Origin of the sequence: Microbacterium saperdae (genome assembly GCF_006716345.1) — a bacterium.
Lineage (GTDB): Bacteria > Actinomycetota > Actinomycetes > Actinomycetales > Microbacteriaceae > Microbacterium > Microbacterium saperdae.
The window spans coordinates 761,471-778,766 of sequence record NZ_VFOX01000002.1 but is presented as its reverse complement, the minus strand read 5'-3'; the positions used below and the strand labels follow the sequence as shown (position 1 = coordinate 778,766).

General features: G+C 70.3%; 20 protein-coding genes. 10 read left to right on the top strand and 10 right to left on the bottom strand.

Going from position 1 to position 17,296, the window contains the following annotated elements:
* Positions 1-47: 47 nt before the first annotated feature.
* On the bottom strand, positions 48-1,712 hold the full coding sequence (locus tag FB560_RS18355; RefSeq protein ID WP_141874148.1) for an ABC transporter substrate-binding protein: 1,665 nt from the start codon (positions 1,710-1,712) through the stop codon (positions 48-50).
* 157 nt (positions 1,713-1,869) lie between these two features.
* Here FB560_RS18355 and FB560_RS18350 point away from each other — a divergent pair, with 157 nt between their 5' ends.
* On the top strand, positions 1,870-2,517 hold the full coding sequence (locus tag FB560_RS18350; RefSeq protein ID WP_141874147.1) for a TetR/AcrR family transcriptional regulator: 648 nt from the start codon (positions 1,870-1,872) through the stop codon (positions 2,515-2,517).
* A 137-nt stretch (positions 2,518-2,654) separates the two neighbouring features.
* Positions 2,655-3,869, top strand: a complete 1,215-nt coding sequence (locus FB560_RS18345; protein ID WP_141874146.1) for an amidohydrolase — start codon at positions 2,655-2,657, stop codon at positions 3,867-3,869.
* 129 nt (positions 3,870-3,998) lie between these two features.
* On the opposite strand, the gene moaA is transcribed toward FB560_RS18345, so the two are convergent.
* Positions 3,999-5,078, bottom strand: a complete 1,080-nt coding sequence (moaA, locus tag FB560_RS18340; protein ID WP_141874145.1) for a GTP 3',8-cyclase MoaA — start codon at positions 5,076-5,078, stop codon at positions 3,999-4,001.
* A gap of 103 nt (positions 5,079-5,181) precedes the next feature.
* Complete coding sequence (locus tag FB560_RS18335) at positions 5,182-5,637, bottom strand: MarR family winged helix-turn-helix transcriptional regulator (protein ID WP_141874144.1); 456 nt, start codon at positions 5,635-5,637, stop codon at positions 5,182-5,184.
* Between the two features lie 62 nt (positions 5,638-5,699).
* Between FB560_RS18335 and FB560_RS18330 the strand changes: the two genes are divergently transcribed.
* Positions 5,700-6,068: a VOC family protein gene (locus FB560_RS18330; protein ID WP_141874143.1), complete on the top strand. Its 369-nt coding sequence runs from the start codon at positions 5,700-5,702 to the stop codon at positions 6,066-6,068.
* A gap of 38 nt (positions 6,069-6,106) precedes the next feature.
* Entirely contained in the window at positions 6,107-6,493 is a 387-nt protein-coding gene (locus FB560_RS18325) for a bleomycin resistance protein (RefSeq protein ID WP_141874142.1), read from the top strand.
* 4 nt (positions 6,494-6,497) lie between these two features.
* Here FB560_RS18325 and FB560_RS18320 read toward each other — a convergent pair whose 3' ends face one another.
* From FB560_RS18320 to FB560_RS18305, 4 genes are read right to left on the bottom strand one after another with little or no spacing between them, the layout of a single operon-like run.
* Entirely contained in the window at positions 6,498-7,550 is a 1,053-nt protein-coding gene (locus tag FB560_RS18320; protein ID WP_141874141.1) for an ABC transporter ATP-binding protein, read from the bottom strand.
* On the bottom strand, positions 7,547-8,329 hold the full coding sequence (gene modB, locus FB560_RS18315; RefSeq protein WP_141874619.1) for a molybdate ABC transporter permease subunit: 783 nt from the start codon (positions 8,327-8,329) through the stop codon (positions 7,547-7,549). The genes FB560_RS18320 and modB overlap by 4 nt, the downstream gene beginning before the upstream one ends.
* 2 nt (positions 8,330-8,331) lie before the next feature.
* Positions 8,332-9,114 (bottom strand): molybdate ABC transporter substrate-binding protein, encoded by a 783-nt coding sequence (modA, locus tag FB560_RS18310; RefSeq protein WP_141874140.1) that lies wholly within the window; start codon positions 9,112-9,114, stop codon positions 8,332-8,334.
* Position 9,115: 1 nt separating this feature from the next.
* On the bottom strand, positions 9,116-9,508 hold the full coding sequence (locus FB560_RS18305; RefSeq protein WP_141874139.1) for a TOBE domain-containing protein: 393 nt from the start codon (positions 9,506-9,508) through the stop codon (positions 9,116-9,118).
* 108 nt (positions 9,509-9,616) lie between these two features.
* Here FB560_RS18305 and FB560_RS18300 point away from each other — a divergent pair, with 108 nt between their 5' ends.
* From FB560_RS18300 to FB560_RS18275, 6 genes are all read left to right on the top strand, one after another.
* Positions 9,617-11,020: a D-alanyl-D-alanine carboxypeptidase family protein gene (locus FB560_RS18300; protein WP_229673003.1), complete on the top strand. Its 1,404-nt coding sequence runs from the start codon at positions 9,617-9,619 to the stop codon at positions 11,018-11,020.
* 98 nt (positions 11,021-11,118) lie between these two features.
* Positions 11,119-11,886 (top strand): CPBP family intramembrane glutamic endopeptidase, encoded by a 768-nt coding sequence (locus FB560_RS18295; RefSeq protein ID WP_229673001.1) that lies wholly within the window; start codon positions 11,119-11,121, stop codon positions 11,884-11,886.
* Between the two features lie 67 nt (positions 11,887-11,953).
* A complete protein-coding gene (locus FB560_RS18290; protein WP_141874137.1) occupies positions 11,954-12,739 on the top strand; it encodes a HesA/MoeB/ThiF family protein in 786 nt (261 codons plus the stop codon).
* On the top strand, positions 12,736-13,971 hold the full coding sequence (locus FB560_RS18285) for a molybdopterin molybdotransferase MoeA (protein ID WP_141874136.1): 1,236 nt from the start codon (positions 12,736-12,738) through the stop codon (positions 13,969-13,971). The genes FB560_RS18290 and FB560_RS18285 overlap by 4 nt, the downstream gene beginning before the upstream one ends.
* Positions 13,968-14,462: a cyclic pyranopterin monophosphate synthase MoaC gene (gene moaC, locus FB560_RS18280; protein WP_141874135.1), complete on the top strand. Its 495-nt coding sequence runs from the start codon at positions 13,968-13,970 to the stop codon at positions 14,460-14,462. The genes FB560_RS18285 and moaC overlap by 4 nt, the downstream gene beginning before the upstream one ends.
* Entirely contained in the window at positions 14,459-14,692 is a 234-nt protein-coding gene (locus FB560_RS18275; protein WP_141874134.1) for a MoaD/ThiS family protein, read from the top strand. The genes moaC and FB560_RS18275 overlap by 4 nt, the downstream gene beginning before the upstream one ends.
* Before the next feature lie 28 nt (positions 14,693-14,720).
* Here FB560_RS18275 and FB560_RS18270 read toward each other — a convergent pair whose 3' ends face one another.
* The 3 genes from FB560_RS18270 to FB560_RS18260 are packed head-to-tail and all read right to left on the bottom strand — an operon-like array spanning position 14,721 to position 17,292.
* Complete coding sequence (locus FB560_RS18270; protein ID WP_141874133.1) at positions 14,721-15,155, bottom strand: molybdenum cofactor biosynthesis protein MoaE; 435 nt, start codon at positions 15,153-15,155, stop codon at positions 14,721-14,723.
* Positions 15,152-15,640: a MogA/MoaB family molybdenum cofactor biosynthesis protein gene (locus tag FB560_RS18265; protein WP_141874132.1), complete on the bottom strand. Its 489-nt coding sequence runs from the start codon at positions 15,638-15,640 to the stop codon at positions 15,152-15,154. Before FB560_RS18265 ends, FB560_RS18270 begins: the two co-directional genes overlap by 4 nt.
* A gap of 41 nt (positions 15,641-15,681) precedes the next feature.
* Positions 15,682-17,292, bottom strand: a complete 1,611-nt coding sequence (locus FB560_RS18260; protein WP_141874131.1) for a molybdopterin-dependent oxidoreductase — start codon at positions 17,290-17,292, stop codon at positions 15,682-15,684.
* Positions 17,293-17,296 lie beyond the last annotated feature (4 nt).

Genomic DNA, 17,296 nt, shown 5'->3' with positions numbered 1-17,296 from the left:
CTGAGCGAGGAGCGAAGCGACGAGACGAAGGGCGCACAGACGGAGCGTTACTCGGCGGGCTTCAGCTTCGTGAGGATCTGCACGATGTTCTGCTGCGTCGGGTCTGCCGAGGCGTACGGGTCCTTGTCCGAGGGCCATCCGACGTAGTTGCGGGTGTTGAACTCACCCAGCAGCGGGTGCGCGCCCAGTGGGATCGCCGGTACCTGCTCGGAGAAGATCGTCTGCAGCGTGTCGAGCGCGGTGGTGCGCTCCTCGTCGGACGAGGCGTTGGCGTAGCTGTTCAGGGCTGCGGTCGCCGTCGGGTCGTCGAAGCGACCGAAGTTGAATCCGGCGATGCCCTCCGGGGAGATCCAGCGCGGGTCCATGGTCGACGTGTAGAGACCGTACGCCGTGCCGCTGTCCTCGAGCCAGTGGATGATCGCCGAGAACGTGCCGTCGTCGCGAGGACCCTGCCAGCCGCCCCAATCGGGCATGTCGATCTTGACCTCGGCGCCGATGGCCTCGTTCACGTCTTCGGCGATCAGCTCCTGCGCGGTGTTCCAGTCGCTCCAGCCGGAGGGCACGGAGAGCGTGAACGAGACGGGGGTGCCGTCGGGGTCGACCAGCGCGTCGTCCTTCCAGGTGTAGCCGGCGTCGGTCAGCACGGCGCGCGCCTTCTCGGCGTCGACCTTGTACTCCTTGCCCTGGAACTCGGGCTGGATCTCGTCATCGAGGATCGAGGAGAGTCCGGTCACCGACCAGACGGCCTCGCTCGCGCCTTCGCGCGCGATGTCGACGTAGGCGTCGCGGTCGATCACCCAGGCGAGGGCCTGACGGAATGCGGGATCGTCGAACGGCTTCTGCTGCAGGTTCATGAACAGCGTCGCGGAGCCGGTGGTCGGAGCGGCCCAGAACACGTTGTGCTCGGGGTCGGCGTCGATGAACTGCTCCTGCACCTGCGGGATGAACGCCTGCGCCCAGTCCGCCTCGCCCTGCGCGAGCGCCGTGGTCAGCGCGGTGTTGTCGCCGTAGGAGACGTAGTGCAGCTCGGGCACGGCGAGGTCGCCGCCCCAGTAGTCGTCGCGCGCGGCGAGCGTGACCGACTCGGTGGACCAGTTGGAGAGCTCGTAGGGACCGGTGCCGACCAGGTCGTCGCCCTTGACGGGGTCGGTGGCCGGCTCGTCGAGGTTCTCCCAGATGTGCTTCGGGACGATCGGGACGTGCAGCACGCGCGCCTGGTTGACGTACTTCGACTCGCCGAAGGTCAGCGTCACGGCGTCGCCGTCGACCTCGGCGCCCTCGAACTTGAGGCCGGCGGTGTCGAGTGCGGGAGTCGAGACGAGCTCGTAGGTGTAGACGATGTCATCGGCGGTGAACGGCTCGCCATCGCTCCACGTGACGTCCTTGCGGGGAACGACCGTGACGGCGGTGTAGTCATCGTTCCACTCGATGCTCTCGGCGAGCCAGGGGGTCACTCCGCGATCACCGGTCTGGTTCACCAGGCCGAGCGACTCGAAGATGACCTTGCCATAGCCGTACTTCGACGCCGACGAGTCTCCGACGTAGGGGTTGTTCGACTCTGCGGTGATGGCACCGTCGGGCTTCGCGATGGTCAGTGCGGGGGAATCGCCGTTGTTCGCGTCGTCGCCACCGCCCGACGAGCATCCGGCGAGGGCCGAGACGCCGAGGGCGGTGATCGCGGTCGCGGCGATCAGAGACTTTCTGAGCTTCATTGCTTCTCCTTGGGCACGGGTCATTGTGCTGCGTCGCCGTCGGAAGGGGTTCCGCGGCTGTCGTGATTTGCTTACTGTCGAGAAAGTAAGCTTCCGTGAGGTTACCCATTGGTAAGTAAGATGGCAAGTGCACGATGACAAGCGAGAGGGGGTCGTGATGAAGGACACCGACGAGACGTCCCGTGTGCGCCCGGCGACCCGAGCGAAACGCGAACAGATCCTGAAGGCCGCCGTGGAGATCTTCGGCAACAAGGGGTCGACCAACGGCACCCTCGCCGACGTCGCCGAGCAGGTCGGAATCACCCACGCCGGCGTGCTGCACCACTTCGGCTCCAAGCAGAAGCTGCTGCTCGAAGTGCTCGCCTACCGCGACCAGGCCGACGTCGCGAACCTCGCCGAGAAGCACATCCCCGACGGCCCCGAGCTGTTCCTGCACCTCGTGCGCACCGCGTTCGCGAACGAGCTGCGCCCCGGCATCGTGCAGGCGTACACCGTGCTGTCGTCCGAATCGGTGACCGACGACCACCCCGGGCGCGAGTACTTCGAAGACCGCTACACCACGCTCCGCCGCGAGGTCACCGCCGCATTCCGCGAGCTCTGCGCGCAGGAGGGGGTGACCGAGCCCGAGACGATCGCCGCGGCATCCGCCAGCATCCTCGCGGTCATGGACGGCCTGCAGCTGCAGTGGCTCCTGCACCCGGACCGGATCGAGCTCGGCGAGATCAGCGAATTCGCGATCAGGGCGATCGTGAACGCCGTGCTGAACCCCGGCCCCGCGCTCACGACCTACGTGCACCCGTCCTGAGCCCGCGGCATCCGCCCGGACCCACCACGCCCGCCGAGACCCACCACTCCCCACGCCGGAGACGGTGGGCCTGGACACGGGCGATGGGTCTCGATGCCGCAGGGAGGCTCCAGAGGCCACCCGGCTAGGCTCGGGCCATGACGATCGATCTCGAAGCGCTCTACATCGACCTGCATCAGCATCCCGAGCTCTCCTTCCAGGAGACCCGCACCGCCGGCATCGCCGCCGCGCACCTGCGTGATCTCGGACTCGAAGTGCACGAAGGCATCGGCGTCACCGGCGTGGTGGGCGTGCTCGCCAACGGTGAGGGACCGGTCGTCTGGGTACGAGCCGACATGGACGCGCTCCCCGTCGGCGAACAGAGCGGACGCCCGTACGCCAGCACCGCGACCGGCATCGACCCGGCGGGCAACACGGTTCCGGTCATGCACGCGTGCGGACACGACATGCACGTGACCGCGATGATCGGCGCCGTCGAGAAGCTGGTGGCGGAGCGGGGCGAGTGGACGGGCACGCTGGTCGTGCTCATCCAGCCCGCCGAGGAGTACGGTGCGGGCGCACGGGCGATGCTCGACGGCGGACTGCTCGACCTCGTCCCGAAGCCCGACATCGTGCTCGGCCAGCACGTCACCCCACTCCCCGCCGGCACGATCGGCGTGCGTCCCGGCACGCAGATGGCCGCCTCGGATGGGCTGACCGTCACCCTCCACGGCCGCGGCGGGCACGGCTCGCGTCCGCACTCCACGATCGACCCGATCGTCATGGCCGCGGCGACCGTCATGCGCCTGCAGACCATCGCCTCGCGCGAGGTCGACCCCCGCGACGTCGCCGTCGTCACGGTCGGCTCGATCCACGCGGGACTCAAGAACAACATCATCCCGGCCGAGGCGAAGCTCGAGCTCAGCCTGCGGTACCCCAACGACGAGATGCGCGACAAGGTGCTCGCGAGCGTCGAACGCATCGTACGTGCAGAGGCTGCGGCATCCGGTGCCGAGAGGGAACCCGAGATCCGCACCGATCACACCCTGCCGCCGACGATCAACGACGACGAGGCCACGGCCCGGGTCACGACGGCGCTGCAGCGCGCGCTCGGCGAGGCCTCCGTCATCGACCCCGGCATGTTCACGGGCAGCGAGGACGTGTCGTGGTTCGCGCGCGACACCGGCGCTCCGCTGGTGTTCTGGTTCTGGGGCGGGGTCGACCCTGCCGCGTTCGCCGCGGCGATGGCTGCGGGCACGCTCGACAAGGACATCCCGACGAACCACTCGCCGTTCTTCGCGCCGGAGATCCACCCCACGATCGAGGTCGGCGTCACCGCCCTGTCGGCGGCCGCACGCGAGTTCCTGGCCTGAGGCTGCCTCCACAACTCCGGAGAAACTCGCCGATTCGGCGCCGTGCCGGCCTGATCAGCCCCGGGCCGCACGTTCTCTCCGGAGTTGTGGAGCACCGCCCGAGCTGCCGGCCGCACATCGAAGCGGAGTTCAGCCGCCGATCGCGTTCATCCCGCGCGCCGGTTGCAGGAACGACGGGTCGTTGATCGCGTGCCCCGGCAGCTTGCCGTGCACGCACGAGCGCAGCATGTCGGCGATCCCCTCGGAACGGTCGCCGGGCCTCGAGCCCTCGCCCCGCAGCACCCCGATGAGGTCGTACTCGACGTTGGAGAACAGGCAGTTGCGCAGCTGGCCGTCGGCGGTGAGCCGCAGTCGGTCGCACGCCCCGCAGAACGGCGCGGTCACCGAGGCGATCACGCCGACCTCGTGCGGGCCGCCGTCGATCCGCCACTTCTCCGCGGGCGCACCGCCTCGTCCTTCGACCGGGTCGAGACGCCAGCGCTCTCCCAGCGAGGCGAGGATCTCCTCGCGCGTGACCATCGAGGTGCGATCCCAGGTGTGCCCGGCGTCCAGCGGCATCTGCTCGATGAAGCGCAGCTGCGCGCCGACCCCCATCGCGAACTCCACCAGATCGACCAGCTCGTCGTCGTTCACTCCACGCATCGCGACCGCGTTCAGCTTGAGCGGGCGCAGCGCGGAGGCCGCGGCGGCGGCGATGCCCTCGAAGACGTCGTCGAGGCGGTCGCGGCGGGTGAGGTCGGCGAAGCGCTGACGGTCGACCGTGTCGATGCTGATGTTCAGCCGCGTGAGTCCGGCGTCGATCAGCGCCGGAAGCTTCTGGGCGAGGCTGATGCCGTTGGTCGTCATCGCGACCTCGACCGGCCCGTCCTCCCCCTCGATCCGCGCGACCCGGCGCACGACCTCGACGATGTCGGTGCGCAGCAGCGGCTCGCCTCCCGTGAGGCGGAACGTGCGGATGCCGAGAGCGGCGGCCACCTCGGCCACCTCGACGATCTCGTCGGTGGAGAGGATGCTGGTGCGCGCGAGCCACTCGTTCCCCTGCTCGGGCATGCAGTACGTGCAGCGCAGCGAGCAGCGGTCGGTGAGCGAGATGCGCAGATCGCGGTGCACCCGGCCGTGCGTGTCGATGAGGCCGCCGGTCGTCGCAGCACCGGCCACGGGCTCGGCCTGCGGCGCGCGCACCCCGATGACGACCGGTACGGCCGTCATGGCGTTCCCACGCTCCCCATCGTTCGAGACTAACCCGCGGAATACCGGTCAGGGCGGTGTGGAGGCGTCCACCGGCGGATTGCCAGCGTTCTGCTCCCGGTGGTCACGAGCCGTCGGCATCCCTCAGCGCATGGATCATGCTGCGGAGGATCCGCCGTGCACCCGACTGCTCGTCGCCCGTCATCCCGCCGAGCATCCGCAGCTCGACGGAGCGGACCGCGGCGCTCGCCTGCTGCCGCTTGCGCTCCCCGAGCGGGGTGAGCCGTGTGGGAAGGGCCTTGCCCACGGGAGCCTCAGCCGCCCTCGTCACAGATCCGTCGCGCTCGAGCGCCTGCAGCAGCACGTTCATCGACTGCCGCGTCACGAAGGTCCCTCGCGCGAGCTCCGAGTTCGACAGGCCGGGCCGCTGCGCCAACAGCTCCAGGCACGAGTAGTGCGTGACCGTCATCCCGAGCGGCCGCAGCACTTCCTCCATGGCCGCCCGCAGGGCACTCGAGGCCTCCTTCAGCAGGTAGCCGAGCGACGTCTCCAGGTCGATGACCTCTCCGTCTTGACTCATGTCAGTATTCTGACATATGGTGATGCATGTCAGATAACTGACACACGATCAAGGAGCTCATCATGCCCGTCACCGGTCCCGACTTCATCTCCCTCCAGGCGCGCGACCTCGCCGGATCCCAGGCCTTCTACGCGAAGTACCTCGGTCTCGTCCGTTCACCCGCCGGACCGCCGCACGCCGTGGTCTTCCAGACCGCTCCGATCGCCTTCGCCCTGCGCGACCTCGTTCCGGGCACCGATCTCGACGCCACGCCCCAGCCCGGCATCGGCGCGGCGATCTGGCTCCACGCCACCGAGGTCCAGGAGATCCACGACGCGCTGGTCGCCGACGGTCACACGATCGTGTCGGCACCGATCGACGGTCCCTTCGGCCGTACGTTCACCTTCGCCGACCCGGACGGATACCAGATCACCCTCCACGACCGCGCCTGAACCCGCGCACGACCCGCACGCCTGACTAGGCTCTCCGCATGACCGATCATGCGGTGCCGAATCTGCCGTCTCGCGACTTCGACGACACGATCGCGTTCTACGGCGGGTTCGGTTTCGAGCTGTCCTATCGGGACGACGGCTGGTTGATCCTCCACCGCGGCGAGCTGCAGCTGGAGTTCTTCCTGTTCCCTGAGCATGTTCCCGCGCGGAGCTCGTTCCTGTGCAGCATCCGCGTCGATGACGTCGATGCGCTGTACCGGCAGATCGCACAGGCGGGCGTGATCGAGCGCAGCACGGGCTTTCCCCGGCTGCATCCGGTGCGGGCGCAGCCCTGGGGTCAGCGGGCGGGATTCCTCGTCGATCGCGAGGGAACGCAGCTGCACCTGATCGAGAACGGCTCGCCGGACCGTTCCGAATCGCGCTGAGACCTCACCCGACCGCGAGGAATCGCACGTCGGCGGGGGCGACGTGCAGGTGCAGCTCGTCACCCGTTGCGAGACCGGCGGCCTCCGACAGCGAGAGATCGACCTGGCACAGCTCGGTGTGCACCCGGATGCCGGCGAGGGTGGCTTCGAGTCGGATGATCCTGGTGCGCCAGGCCTCGGCGGCATCCGCACCCGCGATGCGCACGGCGGCGGGGCGGAACACGGCCGCGAGGGGCGTACCCGTCGTCGCAGCCCGCGCCGTCGAGGCGGCATCCGCGCTCCGCAGCCGGATTCCTTCGGCCCGCCAGGCACCACCGTCCGCGACGCCGATCACACGGTTGACGCCGGCGATCGAGGCGACGAACCCGGATGCCGGCGCCGCCAGCACCTCGCGCACGGGGCCGCTCTGCGTGACACGCCCCTCCTCCACGATGACCAGTCGCTCGGCGAGAGCGACCGCATCCGCCGCGTCATGCGTCACGGCGATCGTCGTCACGCCGGCGAGCTGGTCGCGCAGCATCCGCCGGATCTCTCCCGCCGTCTCCGGATCGAGCGCGACGAGTGGCTCGTCGAGCAGCACCGCGCGGGGTGAGGCGGCGAGCGCCCGCGCGACCGCGACGCGCTGCCCCTCGCCTCCGGACATGTCCCGCGGCATCCGGTCCCCCGCGCCGGGGAGGCCGACGCGGGCGAGCCAGGCATCTGCGGAGTCACGCGCGGTCCGCGCAGCGACACCCGCAGCCCGGGGACCGAACGCGACATTCTCGCGCACGGACAGGTGCGGGAACAGCCGCGGCTCCTGACTCAGCAGCACGATGCCGCGTCCCATCGGGGCCGTCTGCACACGCGGAGCGGTGGCGCGGTCGACGACCCGGCCCTCGATCGAGATCTCGCCGTCCGTCAGCGGTTCGAGTCCGGCCAGCGCCTGCAGCAGCGTCGACTTGCCGGCTCCGCTGGGCCCCATGACCGCGACGGTCTCGCCGACCGCGACCTCGACCTCGACGTCGACCGCGAAGTGCTCGCGGGCGACCACGACGTGGGCACGCAGGCCGGCGCTCATCGGGCAGCCCCTGGTCGCCAGCCGCGCACGAGCAGCAGCACCACGATCGCGGTGGCCAGCAGCAGCAGCGCGAGCGCGACCGCCGTCCCCTGCGTGACGCCCGCGCCGTTGAACGCGGTGTAGATCGCGAGCGGCATGGTCTGCGTGACGCCCGGCCTGTTGCCGGCGAACAGTGCGGTCGCCCCGAACTCGCCGATGGACCTGGCGAAGCAGAGCACGACGCCGGCGACGATGCCGGGGGCGGCGAGCGGCAGGGTGATGCGGCGCAGGATCGTCCACCGTCCCGCCCCGAGCGCCGCCGCCGTGCGCTCGTACTCCACGCCCGAGGTGCGCACGGCGCCCTCGACGGCCAGCATCAGGAAGGGCAGCGCGACGAAGGTCTGCGCGAGCACGACCGCGGGGGTGCTGAACGAGAGGCCGAGCCCGCCGAGCCATCCCGCACGCCCGAACAGGTACAGCAGGGCGACGCCGCCGACCATCGGCGGCAGCACGAGCGGCACGGTGACGACCGCCCGCAGCACGGCGGCCAGGCGCGGCCCTGAGCGGGCGATGTACAGCGCGAGCGGTATCCCCACGATGATGCACAGCACGGTGGCGACGAGGCCGGTGCCGAGCGAGAGGGCCAGCGCCGAGAGCGCGGCCTCCGACGTCACATCGGCCAGGAAGGTCGACCACTGCACCCGCGCGACGAGCGCGGCGAGCGGCACGATCAGGAACGCCAGGCCGATCACGGCCGGGATGGCGAGCGCACGCGGAGCATATCCGCGGGCGCCGGCCACGCTCACGGAGCCCCGAACCCGAAGTCCGCCAGGATCTTCTGACCCGCCTCCGACAGCACGAACGCCACGAACGCGTCGGCGGCCTCCGCGTTCGGGGCATCGGAGAGCGCGGCGATCGGGTAGTGGTTGACGACCTCTCCGGCACCGTCCGGCACGATCACCTCGACGTCCTCGCGACCGATCACGTCGGTGGCGTACACGAGTCCTGCGTCGGCTTCGGATGCCGCGACCTTGGTCAGCACGGCCGTCACGTTCTGTTCGAGGCTCGCCGCCTCGACCGTGACGCCCGCCGCCGTGAGCAGCTTCGCGGATGCCGCCCCGCACGGCACTTCGGGGGCGCACAGCACCGTGGTCACGTCAGCCAGGTCGGCCAGCGTCTCGACGCCGCCCGGGTTGCCTGCCGGAACCGCGATCACGAGGGTGTTCGAGGCGAACAGCGTCGGGGCGACCGCGACATCCGCCGCCTTGTCCATGTTGGCCTCGTCCGCCGAGGCGAAGACGTCGGCGGGGGCGCCCTCGAGGATCTGCGTGACCAGAGTCGATGAGCCGTCGTACACCGGGCTGACGCTCACATCCGGGTTCTCCGCGACGAAGGCCTCTGCGATCGCGTCGAACGCTCCGCTGAGGGATGCGGCGGCGTACACCGTGAGCTCGCCGCTCACGGTGCCCTGCTCCGCCGTGGCCGAGGGGGACGGGGCATCCCCTGCGGGGGCGGCGCACCCGGCGAGGACGAGGGCGACGGCAGCGAGGACGACGACGGCAGAGCGGCGGAGCGTGCGGTTCATGTCAGCCTTTCGGGACCTCGACGACGACCTGGGTCGCTTTGACGGATGCGGTGGCGAGGGAGCCGACCTCGAGCTGAAGCTCCCGGGCCGCCTCGGCCGACATGAGCGAGACCACGCGGTGCGGTCCGGATTGGATGTCGACCTGTGCCATCAGGCCGTCGATCTGCACGCGGGTCACGATGCCGACGAAGCGGTTGCGGGCGCTGGAGAGCACGTCATCGGCGATCTGCGCCTCTTCCGCGACGGCCACGGCTCGGGCCGCGATCGCATCACCGGGGATCTCCGCCGGCACGGCGTCTGTGACGGGCAGCAGCCCCTGCTCGATCCAGCGGCGGACGGTGTCGTCGCTCACGCCGAGCAGTTGCGCGGCTCGAGCGATCCGGTAGGTCTGCATACTGCCGAGGCTACCGCTGATGCGGACGCTCCACGCGAAATTCACCGCAATTGCGTCACACGCGATCTTTCCTCCCCGTGGACGCTCATCGGCGATACGGTGTTCCTCATGCCAGGAGCGACCGGTGAGGGGACCTCGATGACGGCACCGGACCAGCCGGGGGACGGACTGTCCGACTTCGCGGAGCTGATGAGCCACGAGCAGGAGTTCACCGGTCGTCGTGAGCGAATCGCCCCCGAGGTGCGCAGAGCACGCAGACGCCGGGGGCTCATCATCACCGCCGCCTGTCTCGTCCTGCTCCTGGCCGCGTCCGGGGGCTACGTCGGGTGGGCTCTCACCGCCCCCGTGGATCCTCCTGAGGTGACCACGCAGACGCCGCAGGTCCCGGCCATCGAGGCCGCGACCGTCGCCACCGCCTCGGAAGGCGCCTCGGCGATCAGCATCTCCGGTGCGGACGCGTATCTCGGCGAGGGGGCGAGTGGGATCTGGTCGTCGAGCGGAACCGGCGACCCTCGACCCATCGCGAGCATCACGAAACTCATCACCGCATTGGTCATCCTCGACGCCGTCCCGCTCGCCTCGGCGGAAGATCCGGGCCCCACGATCACCTTCACCAAGAGCGACCACGACCTCTACGACAGGTACTACGTGCAGGGCGCGACCATCGCCCCCATGCCCACGGGCACCTCGATGTCACTGCACGACGCCCTGGCCGCCATGCTGATCCCTTCGGCGAGCAATTACGCCGAGGCGCTGTCGTCCCGGATCTTCGGATCGCAGTACGCGTTCCTCGGTGCGACGCGCACCTGGCTCTCCGCACACGGGCTCACCGGCACCACGATCACCGAACCCACCGGTATCAGCCCGCGCAATACGAGCACACCCGCCGACCTCGTGGCGATCGGCAAGCTCGCCGCCGCTCATCCGGCCATCGCTCAGATCGTCGCGACCTCGTCGATCGACCTCCCCGGTGCCGGTCAGCTCTCCAACACCAACGGGCTCCTCGGGACTGCGGGGATCACCGGGTTGAAGACCGGCACGCTGGGCGAGGGCACGTACTGCCTGCTGTACACGGCGACGCTCGATGTGGGAGCAGCCGATCCGCTGGCGGTGACGGGCGTCCTTCTCGGAGGAGCGTCGCGCGAGTCGGTGAACGCCGCCGTGATCGCGAGCTTGGACAGCATCCGCGCCGGCTTCCACGAGGTCCCGCTCGCGACGTCCGGCCAGGAAGTGGGCACGATCTCGACGCCGTGGGGCTCCGCCGCTCGACTGGTCGTCGGCGAGGCGGCATCGATCTTCACGTGGTCGGACACGCCGATCGCCGTGACCATGGATATCAAGACCCCGCCGATGTACCAGGACGGCACGGTCGTGGGGAGCGTCACCTGGACCGCCGGGCCGAACACCGTCACGGCTCCGGTGGCGATCGAGGGAAGCATCGACCAGCCGTCCGAGTGGTGGCGGCTCACCCACCCGTCCCAGCTCGCTGCGATGTCGGACGCGCGCGGCTGAGGCGGCTGCCCCTGCGTGCGGAGATCCCGCTCCCGCATCGCCCGAAAATCGTCACCCGGGGAGGGCGAGCGGGCGAGGATTCTGCCAGGATGGGCGCCATGACCGAGACTCTGAGGGTGCGTCCGAAGGTGTGGATCGGCCTGGCGATCTACGTCGGCTACGTCGTCGTCGTGTTCGTGGTGCAGCGACTGAGCGGCATCCGTTACACCACGCTGGGCGAGAGCGGGAGCAATCTGTTCCTCGGCGCCGGGCTGTCGCTGATCATCGCCGCGATCCTGTTGGCGATCACCACCACGGCGCTCGGGTGGTGGCGCCCCGCGCTCTTCGAACAGAAGCGCAGCGTCCGCTGGCCGATCATCGCCCCGATCCTCATGGCCGTGGCGTTGCTCGTGAACCTGGCCTCCACCGACTGGGGGTCGTTCGACACGGCGTTCTTCGCCGCATCCGTCGTGCTCATCCTCGTCGGGTTCACCGAGGAGCTCACGACGCGGGGACTTCTGCTCACGGCGTTGCGCAGCCGGCTCAGCGAAGGATGGGTGTGGTTCCTGACCTCCGCGCTTTTCGCGCTCATGCACCTGATGAACGCGTTCTCCGGTCAGGATCTGCTGCCGACGCTGCAGCAGGTGGGAGCGGCGTTCCTGGGGGGCACGATCTTCTACATCCTGCGTCGAACCACCGGCAGCCTGATCTGGGCCATGCTGCTGCACGGGCTGTGGGACTTCTCGACGTTCGCCGTCATCCATGGGACCCCCGGCCCGTTCGGGGGCTTCGGGACGATCATCTACGCGATCGCGGGGATCACCGCGCTCATCTCGGTCGCGTTCGTCATCCGCGGCGCGAAGGAGCGTCTCCCCGCGGCGGCGTAGCGATCGCGGTCGCCCTCCCGGACGCCGCATCCGGCTCGCCTTCGGGCTGCGGGCATACGCTGATCCCATGCAGCCCCTCGTCGCCCCCGCCCCCGCGCTGGACCCGGAAGAACTCGTCCGCACGGCCCGGCACGCCGTGCTCGCCGGCATCGGCGAAGAGGGCCAGCGCCGACTGAGCGCCGCGCACGTCGCGATCATCGGCGCCGGCGGGCTCGGCTCCCCCGCGCTGCTCGGTCTGGCCGCCGCGGGGGTCGGTTCGATCACGGTGATCGACGACGACGTGGTGGAGCTCACGAACCTTCAGCGTCAGCTCGCGCACCGCGTCGAGGACATCGGCACGCGCAAGACGGAGTCGGCCGCCCGCGCCATCACGGCGCTCGCCCCGCAGACCATCGTGACGCAGGTACCCGAACGCCTGGATGCCACCAACGCCGAACGGCTGCTCACCGGCGCGGATGTCGTGGTCGACACGAGTGACTCCTTCCTCACCCGGCGGGACGTCGCGACGGCGGCCGAGTCCCTCGGCCTGCCCCTGGTATGGGGAGCCGTGCAGGAGTGGCATGCGCAGGTCACCGTGTTCTGGTCGGCGCCGCCGCAGGGTGAGCCGGTCGTGCTGGCCGATCTCTTCCCCCCAGGGACCGAGGGCGAGCCGCCCAGCTGCGCGCAGGTCGGAGTGCTCGGGGCGCTGTGCGTGCAGGTGGGCGGGATGCTGGCCGGCGAAGTGATCAAGCTCGTGACCGGCGCCGGAGAACCCCTGCTCGGTCGGCTCGCCGTGATCGATGCGCTGAGCTCCCGCCAGCACGAGATCGCGATCCGCGCGGCGTCGTCCGCGGCGACGGAGGTGCGCGCATGACCGGCCGGCGCACGGTCGAGGAGCAGCTCGCGCGCGTGCTGGACGCCGTGCGCGTTCTTCCGTCTGAGACGCGCGGGGTGCGCGATGCCGCAGGGCGCACCCTCGCCTCGCCCGCCGCTGCCGCCCACGACATCCCGCTGTTCGACAACTCGGCGATGGACGGCTTCGCGGTGCGCGCGGCCGATGTCGCCGCGGCATCCGCGGAGAACCCGGTCACCCTGCGGGTGGTCGCCGATCTGCCCGCCGGCGTCGCGCTCGACCCGCCGCTGGGCGCCGGCGAGGCCGCCCGCATCATGACCGGATCACCCACCCCTGCCGACGCCGACGTGATCGTGCCGTTCGAGGACACGGAAGGCGGGCTCGCCGATTCGCTCGACGAGGTGCGGGTGCTGCACGCGCCCGCGAAGCCCGGTGTGTTCGTGCGCCGACGCGGCGCCGACCTGCACGCGGGCGACGAGGTCGTGCGCACCGGCGAGCGGCTGGGCGCCTTCCAGGTCGCCGCGGCTGTGGCCGCGGGTGTCGCCGAGGTGTCCGTGACGCGCGCGCCCCGCGTGGCCGTGGTGTCGACCGGGAGCGAACTGCTCGCACCCGGTGAGCCGGTCACCCGCGGCCGCATCCCCGACTCGAACGGGCCGCTGCTCGAACAGCTCGTCGCCGATGCCGACGCCGACGTCGTGCTGGTCGCGAGGGTGCCGGATGACCCCGACGCCGTGCGAGACGTCACGGCCGAGGCCGTCGCGCGCGGCGCCGATGTGATCGTCTTCACGGGCGGCGTGAGCGCCGGAGCCTACGAGCCGGTGCGCGGCGCCTTCGACGGTCAGGGCGAGGTCGAGTTCGCGAGCGTCGCGATGCAGCCGGGCAAACCGCAGGCCTTCGGCGTGCTGAGCAGCGGGGCTCTGGTGTTCGGGCTCCCGGGCAATCCGGTGAGCGTCGCGGTGTCCTTCGAGGTCTTCGTGCGCCCGGCCCTGCTCGCGCTGCAGGGGCGTGCCGAGATCCAGCGGCCGCGTGCGTCCTTCACCGCCGACGCGGCCTGGACCACACCTCCCGGCCGCCGCCAATACCTCCCCGCGATCGTCGACCTCGTGGCGCGGACCGTGCGCCCGGCGACCGCGGGTGGATCGGGATCGCACCTGGCCGGCGGACTGGCCAGGGCGCGGGCGTTCGCGATCATCCCGGCCGAGGTCGAGGCCGTCGCCGTGGGCGACGCGATCGATGTCATGCTGGTGGGATGAGCTTCCCTCACCTCGATGCCGCCGGCCGTGCCCACATGGTCGACGTGACCGCGAAGCAGCCGACCGTCCGCACGGCGACCGCCCGCGGCTTCGTGCGCTGCAGCACCGCTGTGATCACGGCGCTCCGCGACGGCACCGTGCCCAAGGGCGACGTGCTCGCCGTGGCGCGCATCGCCGGCATCCAGGCGGCCAAGTCCACCGCCTCGCTGCTGCCGCTGGCGCACGTGATCGGCGTGCACCGGGCGAGCGTCGAACTCGAGATCGTCGACGACGGCGTGCGCATCGAGGCGACGGTGGGAACCGCCGACCGCACCGGCGTCGAGATGGAGGCCCTCACGGCGGTGTCCGTCACGGCTCTGGCGATCGTCGACATGATCAAGGGCGTCGACCGCGCCGTCGTGATCGAAGACGTGCGCATCGTGGCGAAGTCCGGCGGTCGGTCGGGCGACTGGGTGCGTCCCGGTGAAGCCGCTCCCGGGGACGCCGGATGACCCGCGTGCGCTACTTCGCCGCGGCGGCGGAGGCCGCAGGCACCGACAGCGAGCAGCGCCACGAGGTCTCGCTCGTCGCACTGCGCGCGGCGATCGTGACGGAGCATCCGGCGCTGGCAGACATCCTGCCGCGCTGCGCGGTCATGGTCGACGGTGTCCGCACCGATGGCGACCTCACCCTCGACGACGCCGCGCTCATCGACATCCTCCCGCCCTTCGCGGGCGGCTGACCGCGCGACGGACGGATGCCGCCTCGGCTCAGCCGCCGATGCCCTTCCACGACGAGGTCCCGTCGACCTCGAGCTGGCGCTTCCACACGGGCAGGTCGCTCTTGATCGCCTCGATGACCGCCCGGCACACCTCGAACGCCTCGGCACGGTGCTCGGAGGCGACCGCGATCACGACCGCAGCGTCGCCGACGTCCAAGCGTCCGATGCGATGACTCACGGCCACCACGGCGGGGGCATCCGCCCCGGCACCGGCCTGCTCGGCGATGCGCCGCAGCGTCGCCTCGGCATCCGGGTGGGCGCTGTACTCGAGCCCGACGACGGGCGTCGCGGCATCCGGATCGTTGTCACGCACCCGACCGACGAACGTCGTCACGGCGCCCAGCCTGGGGTCCTCGACCGCGGCGAGATGCGTGTCCAGATCGAGCCGTTCCTCCGACACTGCGGCCAGTCGTACATCGTTCATGAGTGATCTCCGCCCTCCACCTGGTCCAGGATGTGCCCGGCGACGCCGAGCACCACGGGTACGCCGGATGCCACGGCACGGGGCGAACCGGGAAGATTCACCACGAGCATGCTGGCCGGGTCGACGATGCCGGCCAGCCCCCGCGACAGCACAGACAGCGGGGTGTCGGCGAGGCCGCTGCGGCGCAGCTCCTCGGCGATCCCGGGGATCTCACGGGTGATCACCCTCCGGGTGCCCTCCGGCGTCAGGTCTCGGGGGCCGACACCGGTCCCCCCGGTGGTCAGCACCAGTCGGATGCCACGGGCGAGCGCTCGGCGCAGCGCATCCGCCACCGAGCTCTCTCCGTCGGCGATGATCTCGGCATCCGGGCAGTGCCACCCGGCGTCCCGCAGCAGTCCGACGGCGATCGGGCCTCCGCGGTCTTCGCGCTCACCCGCGAATGATCGGTCCGAGACGGTGATCACGAGTGCGGGGAGCGGCGTCATGGCTCCCACCCTAGGCCCGCGCGGGCGGCCGCGCACCGGCCTCAGGTGACCCGGATGAGCGAGCGCTGCCAACCGGACGACCCGTTCGGTGCGATCGGCGCTCGTTCCTCGATCTGCAGGTCGCCGTTCTTGTTCACCGCGCGCACGGCGACGTAGTGGGTGCCGGGAGTGGCGTCCCATTCCATGAACCACTGCACCCAGGTGTCGTCGTTGATCGGCGCCGAGAGGGTGGCCGGAACCCAGTCGCCGTCGTCGATGCGCACCTCGACCCGCTCGATGCCGACCGACTGCGCCCAGGCGACTCCGGCGATCGGGATCTTTCCCGCATCGACGGCCGCGCCGAGCTTGGGGGTGTCGACGCGAGAGGCGAACTTGATCGGCGCCTCCGCGCTGTAGCCACGGGGCGTCCAGTAGGCCTCGTCGTCGGCGAACGTCGTGACCTTGAGCTCGGTGAGCCACTTCGTCGCCGACACGTAGCCGTAGAGTCCCGGCACGACCATCCGCACCGGGAAGCCGTGTTCGAGCGGCAGCGGCTCGCCGTTCATGGCCACCGCGAGGATCGCGTCGAGGTTGTCGTCGGTCAAGGCCGAGAGCGGGGTGCTCGCGGTGTAGCCGTCGACGCTGCGCGAGAGCACCATGTCGGCACCCGACTTCACACCGGCCTTCTTCAGCACGTCACGCAGCGGCACTCCGAGCCACTTCGCAGTGCCGACGAGCTCGCCGCCGACCTCGTTCGACACGCACGTCAGCGTGATCGCGTACTCGTCCAGACCCATGTCGAGGATGTCCTGGAAACTCATCTCGACGCGCTTGTCGACCATCCCGTCGATCACGAGACGCCAGGTCTCCGGATCGATCGAGGGGACGGTGAGCGCGGTGTCGACGCGATAGAAGTCCTTGTTCGGGGTGAACAGCTTGCTCAGCCCGGGGATGTCGAGTTCCGCGCCCTCCGGCACCACGACCTTCGATTTCGGAGACGGCAGCTTCAGCGCGCCGCGGATGGCCTCGACCGACGACACGGCCATGCTCACCGTGCGGGCCGTGATGCCGACGATGAGAGCGGATGCCCCCGCGACCGCGGTGAGCATGAAGAAGCGGCGACGGTCGAAGCCCGGTCGGACGGTCGCACCGTCGACGGGTTCGACATCGGCCGACGGCGCCTCGGTCGTGTCATCCGTCCGCACTGCGACGACGGATGCCCGCCATGCCCGCAGACGACGGATGAGGAGCACGAGGATGAACGACCCGGCGATGGTCCCGAGGACCGGAGGCACGAACGCGAGCGGCGTCACCGCTGCCCTGGTCACGATCGCCACCGTGGACAGCACCCCCGCGATCACCAGCGCGATCACGCCGAGCGGCGGGCGCACCAGCTGCAGGATGCCGGCGATCGCCGAGGCGATGACCACCGCGAGTCCGAGGCCGGCGAGCAGCGCGATCTTGTCGTATTCGCCGAAGGTGGCGATCGCGAACTCCTTGAACGGCTGCGGCACGATGTCGATCACGAAGCCGCCCACCGCGAGGATCGGACTGGCCGCTCGGGCGAAGAGCAACGCGAACAGCTCGGCCGTCGCCAGGAACACGCCCCCGCCGATCACGCCCGCGAGAGCGGCCCACACGAAGAACCTCTTGCCACTGCTGCGCTGCGCCATGATC

Coding starts and splice junctions, on each gene's coding strand:
- FB560_RS18290 (WP_141874137.1), top strand. CDS start 11,954: ATGCAGCCCCTCGTCGCCCCCGCCCCCGCGCTGGACCCGGAAGAACTC.
- moaA (WP_141874145.1), bottom strand. CDS start 5,078: ATGACGGCCGTACCGGTCGTCATCGGGGTGCGCGCGCCGCAGGCCGAG.
- FB560_RS18285 (WP_141874136.1), top strand. CDS start 12,736: ATGACCGGCCGGCGCACGGTCGAGGAGCAGCTCGCGCGCGTGCTGGAC.
- modA (WP_141874140.1), bottom strand. CDS start 9,114: ATGAACCGCACGCTCCGCCGCTCTGCCGTCGTCGTCCTCGCTGCCGTC.
- FB560_RS18295 (WP_229673001.1), top strand. CDS start 11,119: ATGACCGAGACTCTGAGGGTGCGTCCGAAGGTGTGGATCGGCCTGGCG.
- FB560_RS18300 (WP_229673003.1), top strand. CDS start 9,617: ATGCCAGGAGCGACCGGTGAGGGGACCTCGATGACGGCACCGGACCAG.
- FB560_RS18345 (WP_141874146.1), top strand. CDS start 2,655: ATGACGATCGATCTCGAAGCGCTCTACATCGACCTGCATCAGCATCCC.
- FB560_RS18350 (WP_141874147.1), top strand. CDS start 1,870: ATGAAGGACACCGACGAGACGTCCCGTGTGCGCCCGGCGACCCGAGCG.
- FB560_RS18320 (WP_141874141.1), bottom strand. CDS start 7,550: ATGAGCGCCGGCCTGCGTGCCCACGTCGTGGTCGCCCGCGAGCACTTC.
- FB560_RS18265 (WP_141874132.1), bottom strand. CDS start 15,640: ATGACGCCGCTCCCCGCACTCGTGATCACCGTCTCGGACCGATCATTC.
- FB560_RS18355 (WP_141874148.1), bottom strand. CDS start 1,712: ATGAAGCTCAGAAAGTCTCTGATCGCCGCGACCGCGATCACCGCCCTC.
- FB560_RS18260 (WP_141874131.1), bottom strand. CDS start 17,292: ATGGCGCAGCGCAGCAGTGGCAAGAGGTTCTTCGTGTGGGCCGCTCTC.
- FB560_RS18325 (WP_141874142.1), top strand. CDS start 6,107: ATGACCGATCATGCGGTGCCGAATCTGCCGTCTCGCGACTTCGACGAC.
- FB560_RS18335 (WP_141874144.1), bottom strand. CDS start 5,637: ATGAGTCAAGACGGAGAGGTCATCGACCTGGAGACGTCGCTCGGCTAC.
- FB560_RS18305 (WP_141874139.1), bottom strand. CDS start 9,508: ATGCAGACCTACCGGATCGCTCGAGCCGCGCAACTGCTCGGCGTGAGC.
- FB560_RS18275 (WP_141874134.1), top strand. CDS start 14,459: ATGACCCGCGTGCGCTACTTCGCCGCGGCGGCGGAGGCCGCAGGCACC.
- FB560_RS18330 (WP_141874143.1), top strand. CDS start 5,700: ATGCCCGTCACCGGTCCCGACTTCATCTCCCTCCAGGCGCGCGACCTC.
- FB560_RS18270 (WP_141874133.1), bottom strand. CDS start 15,155: ATGAACGATGTACGACTGGCCGCAGTGTCGGAGGAACGGCTCGATCTG.
- moaC (WP_141874135.1), top strand. CDS start 13,968: ATGAGCTTCCCTCACCTCGATGCCGCCGGCCGTGCCCACATGGTCGAC.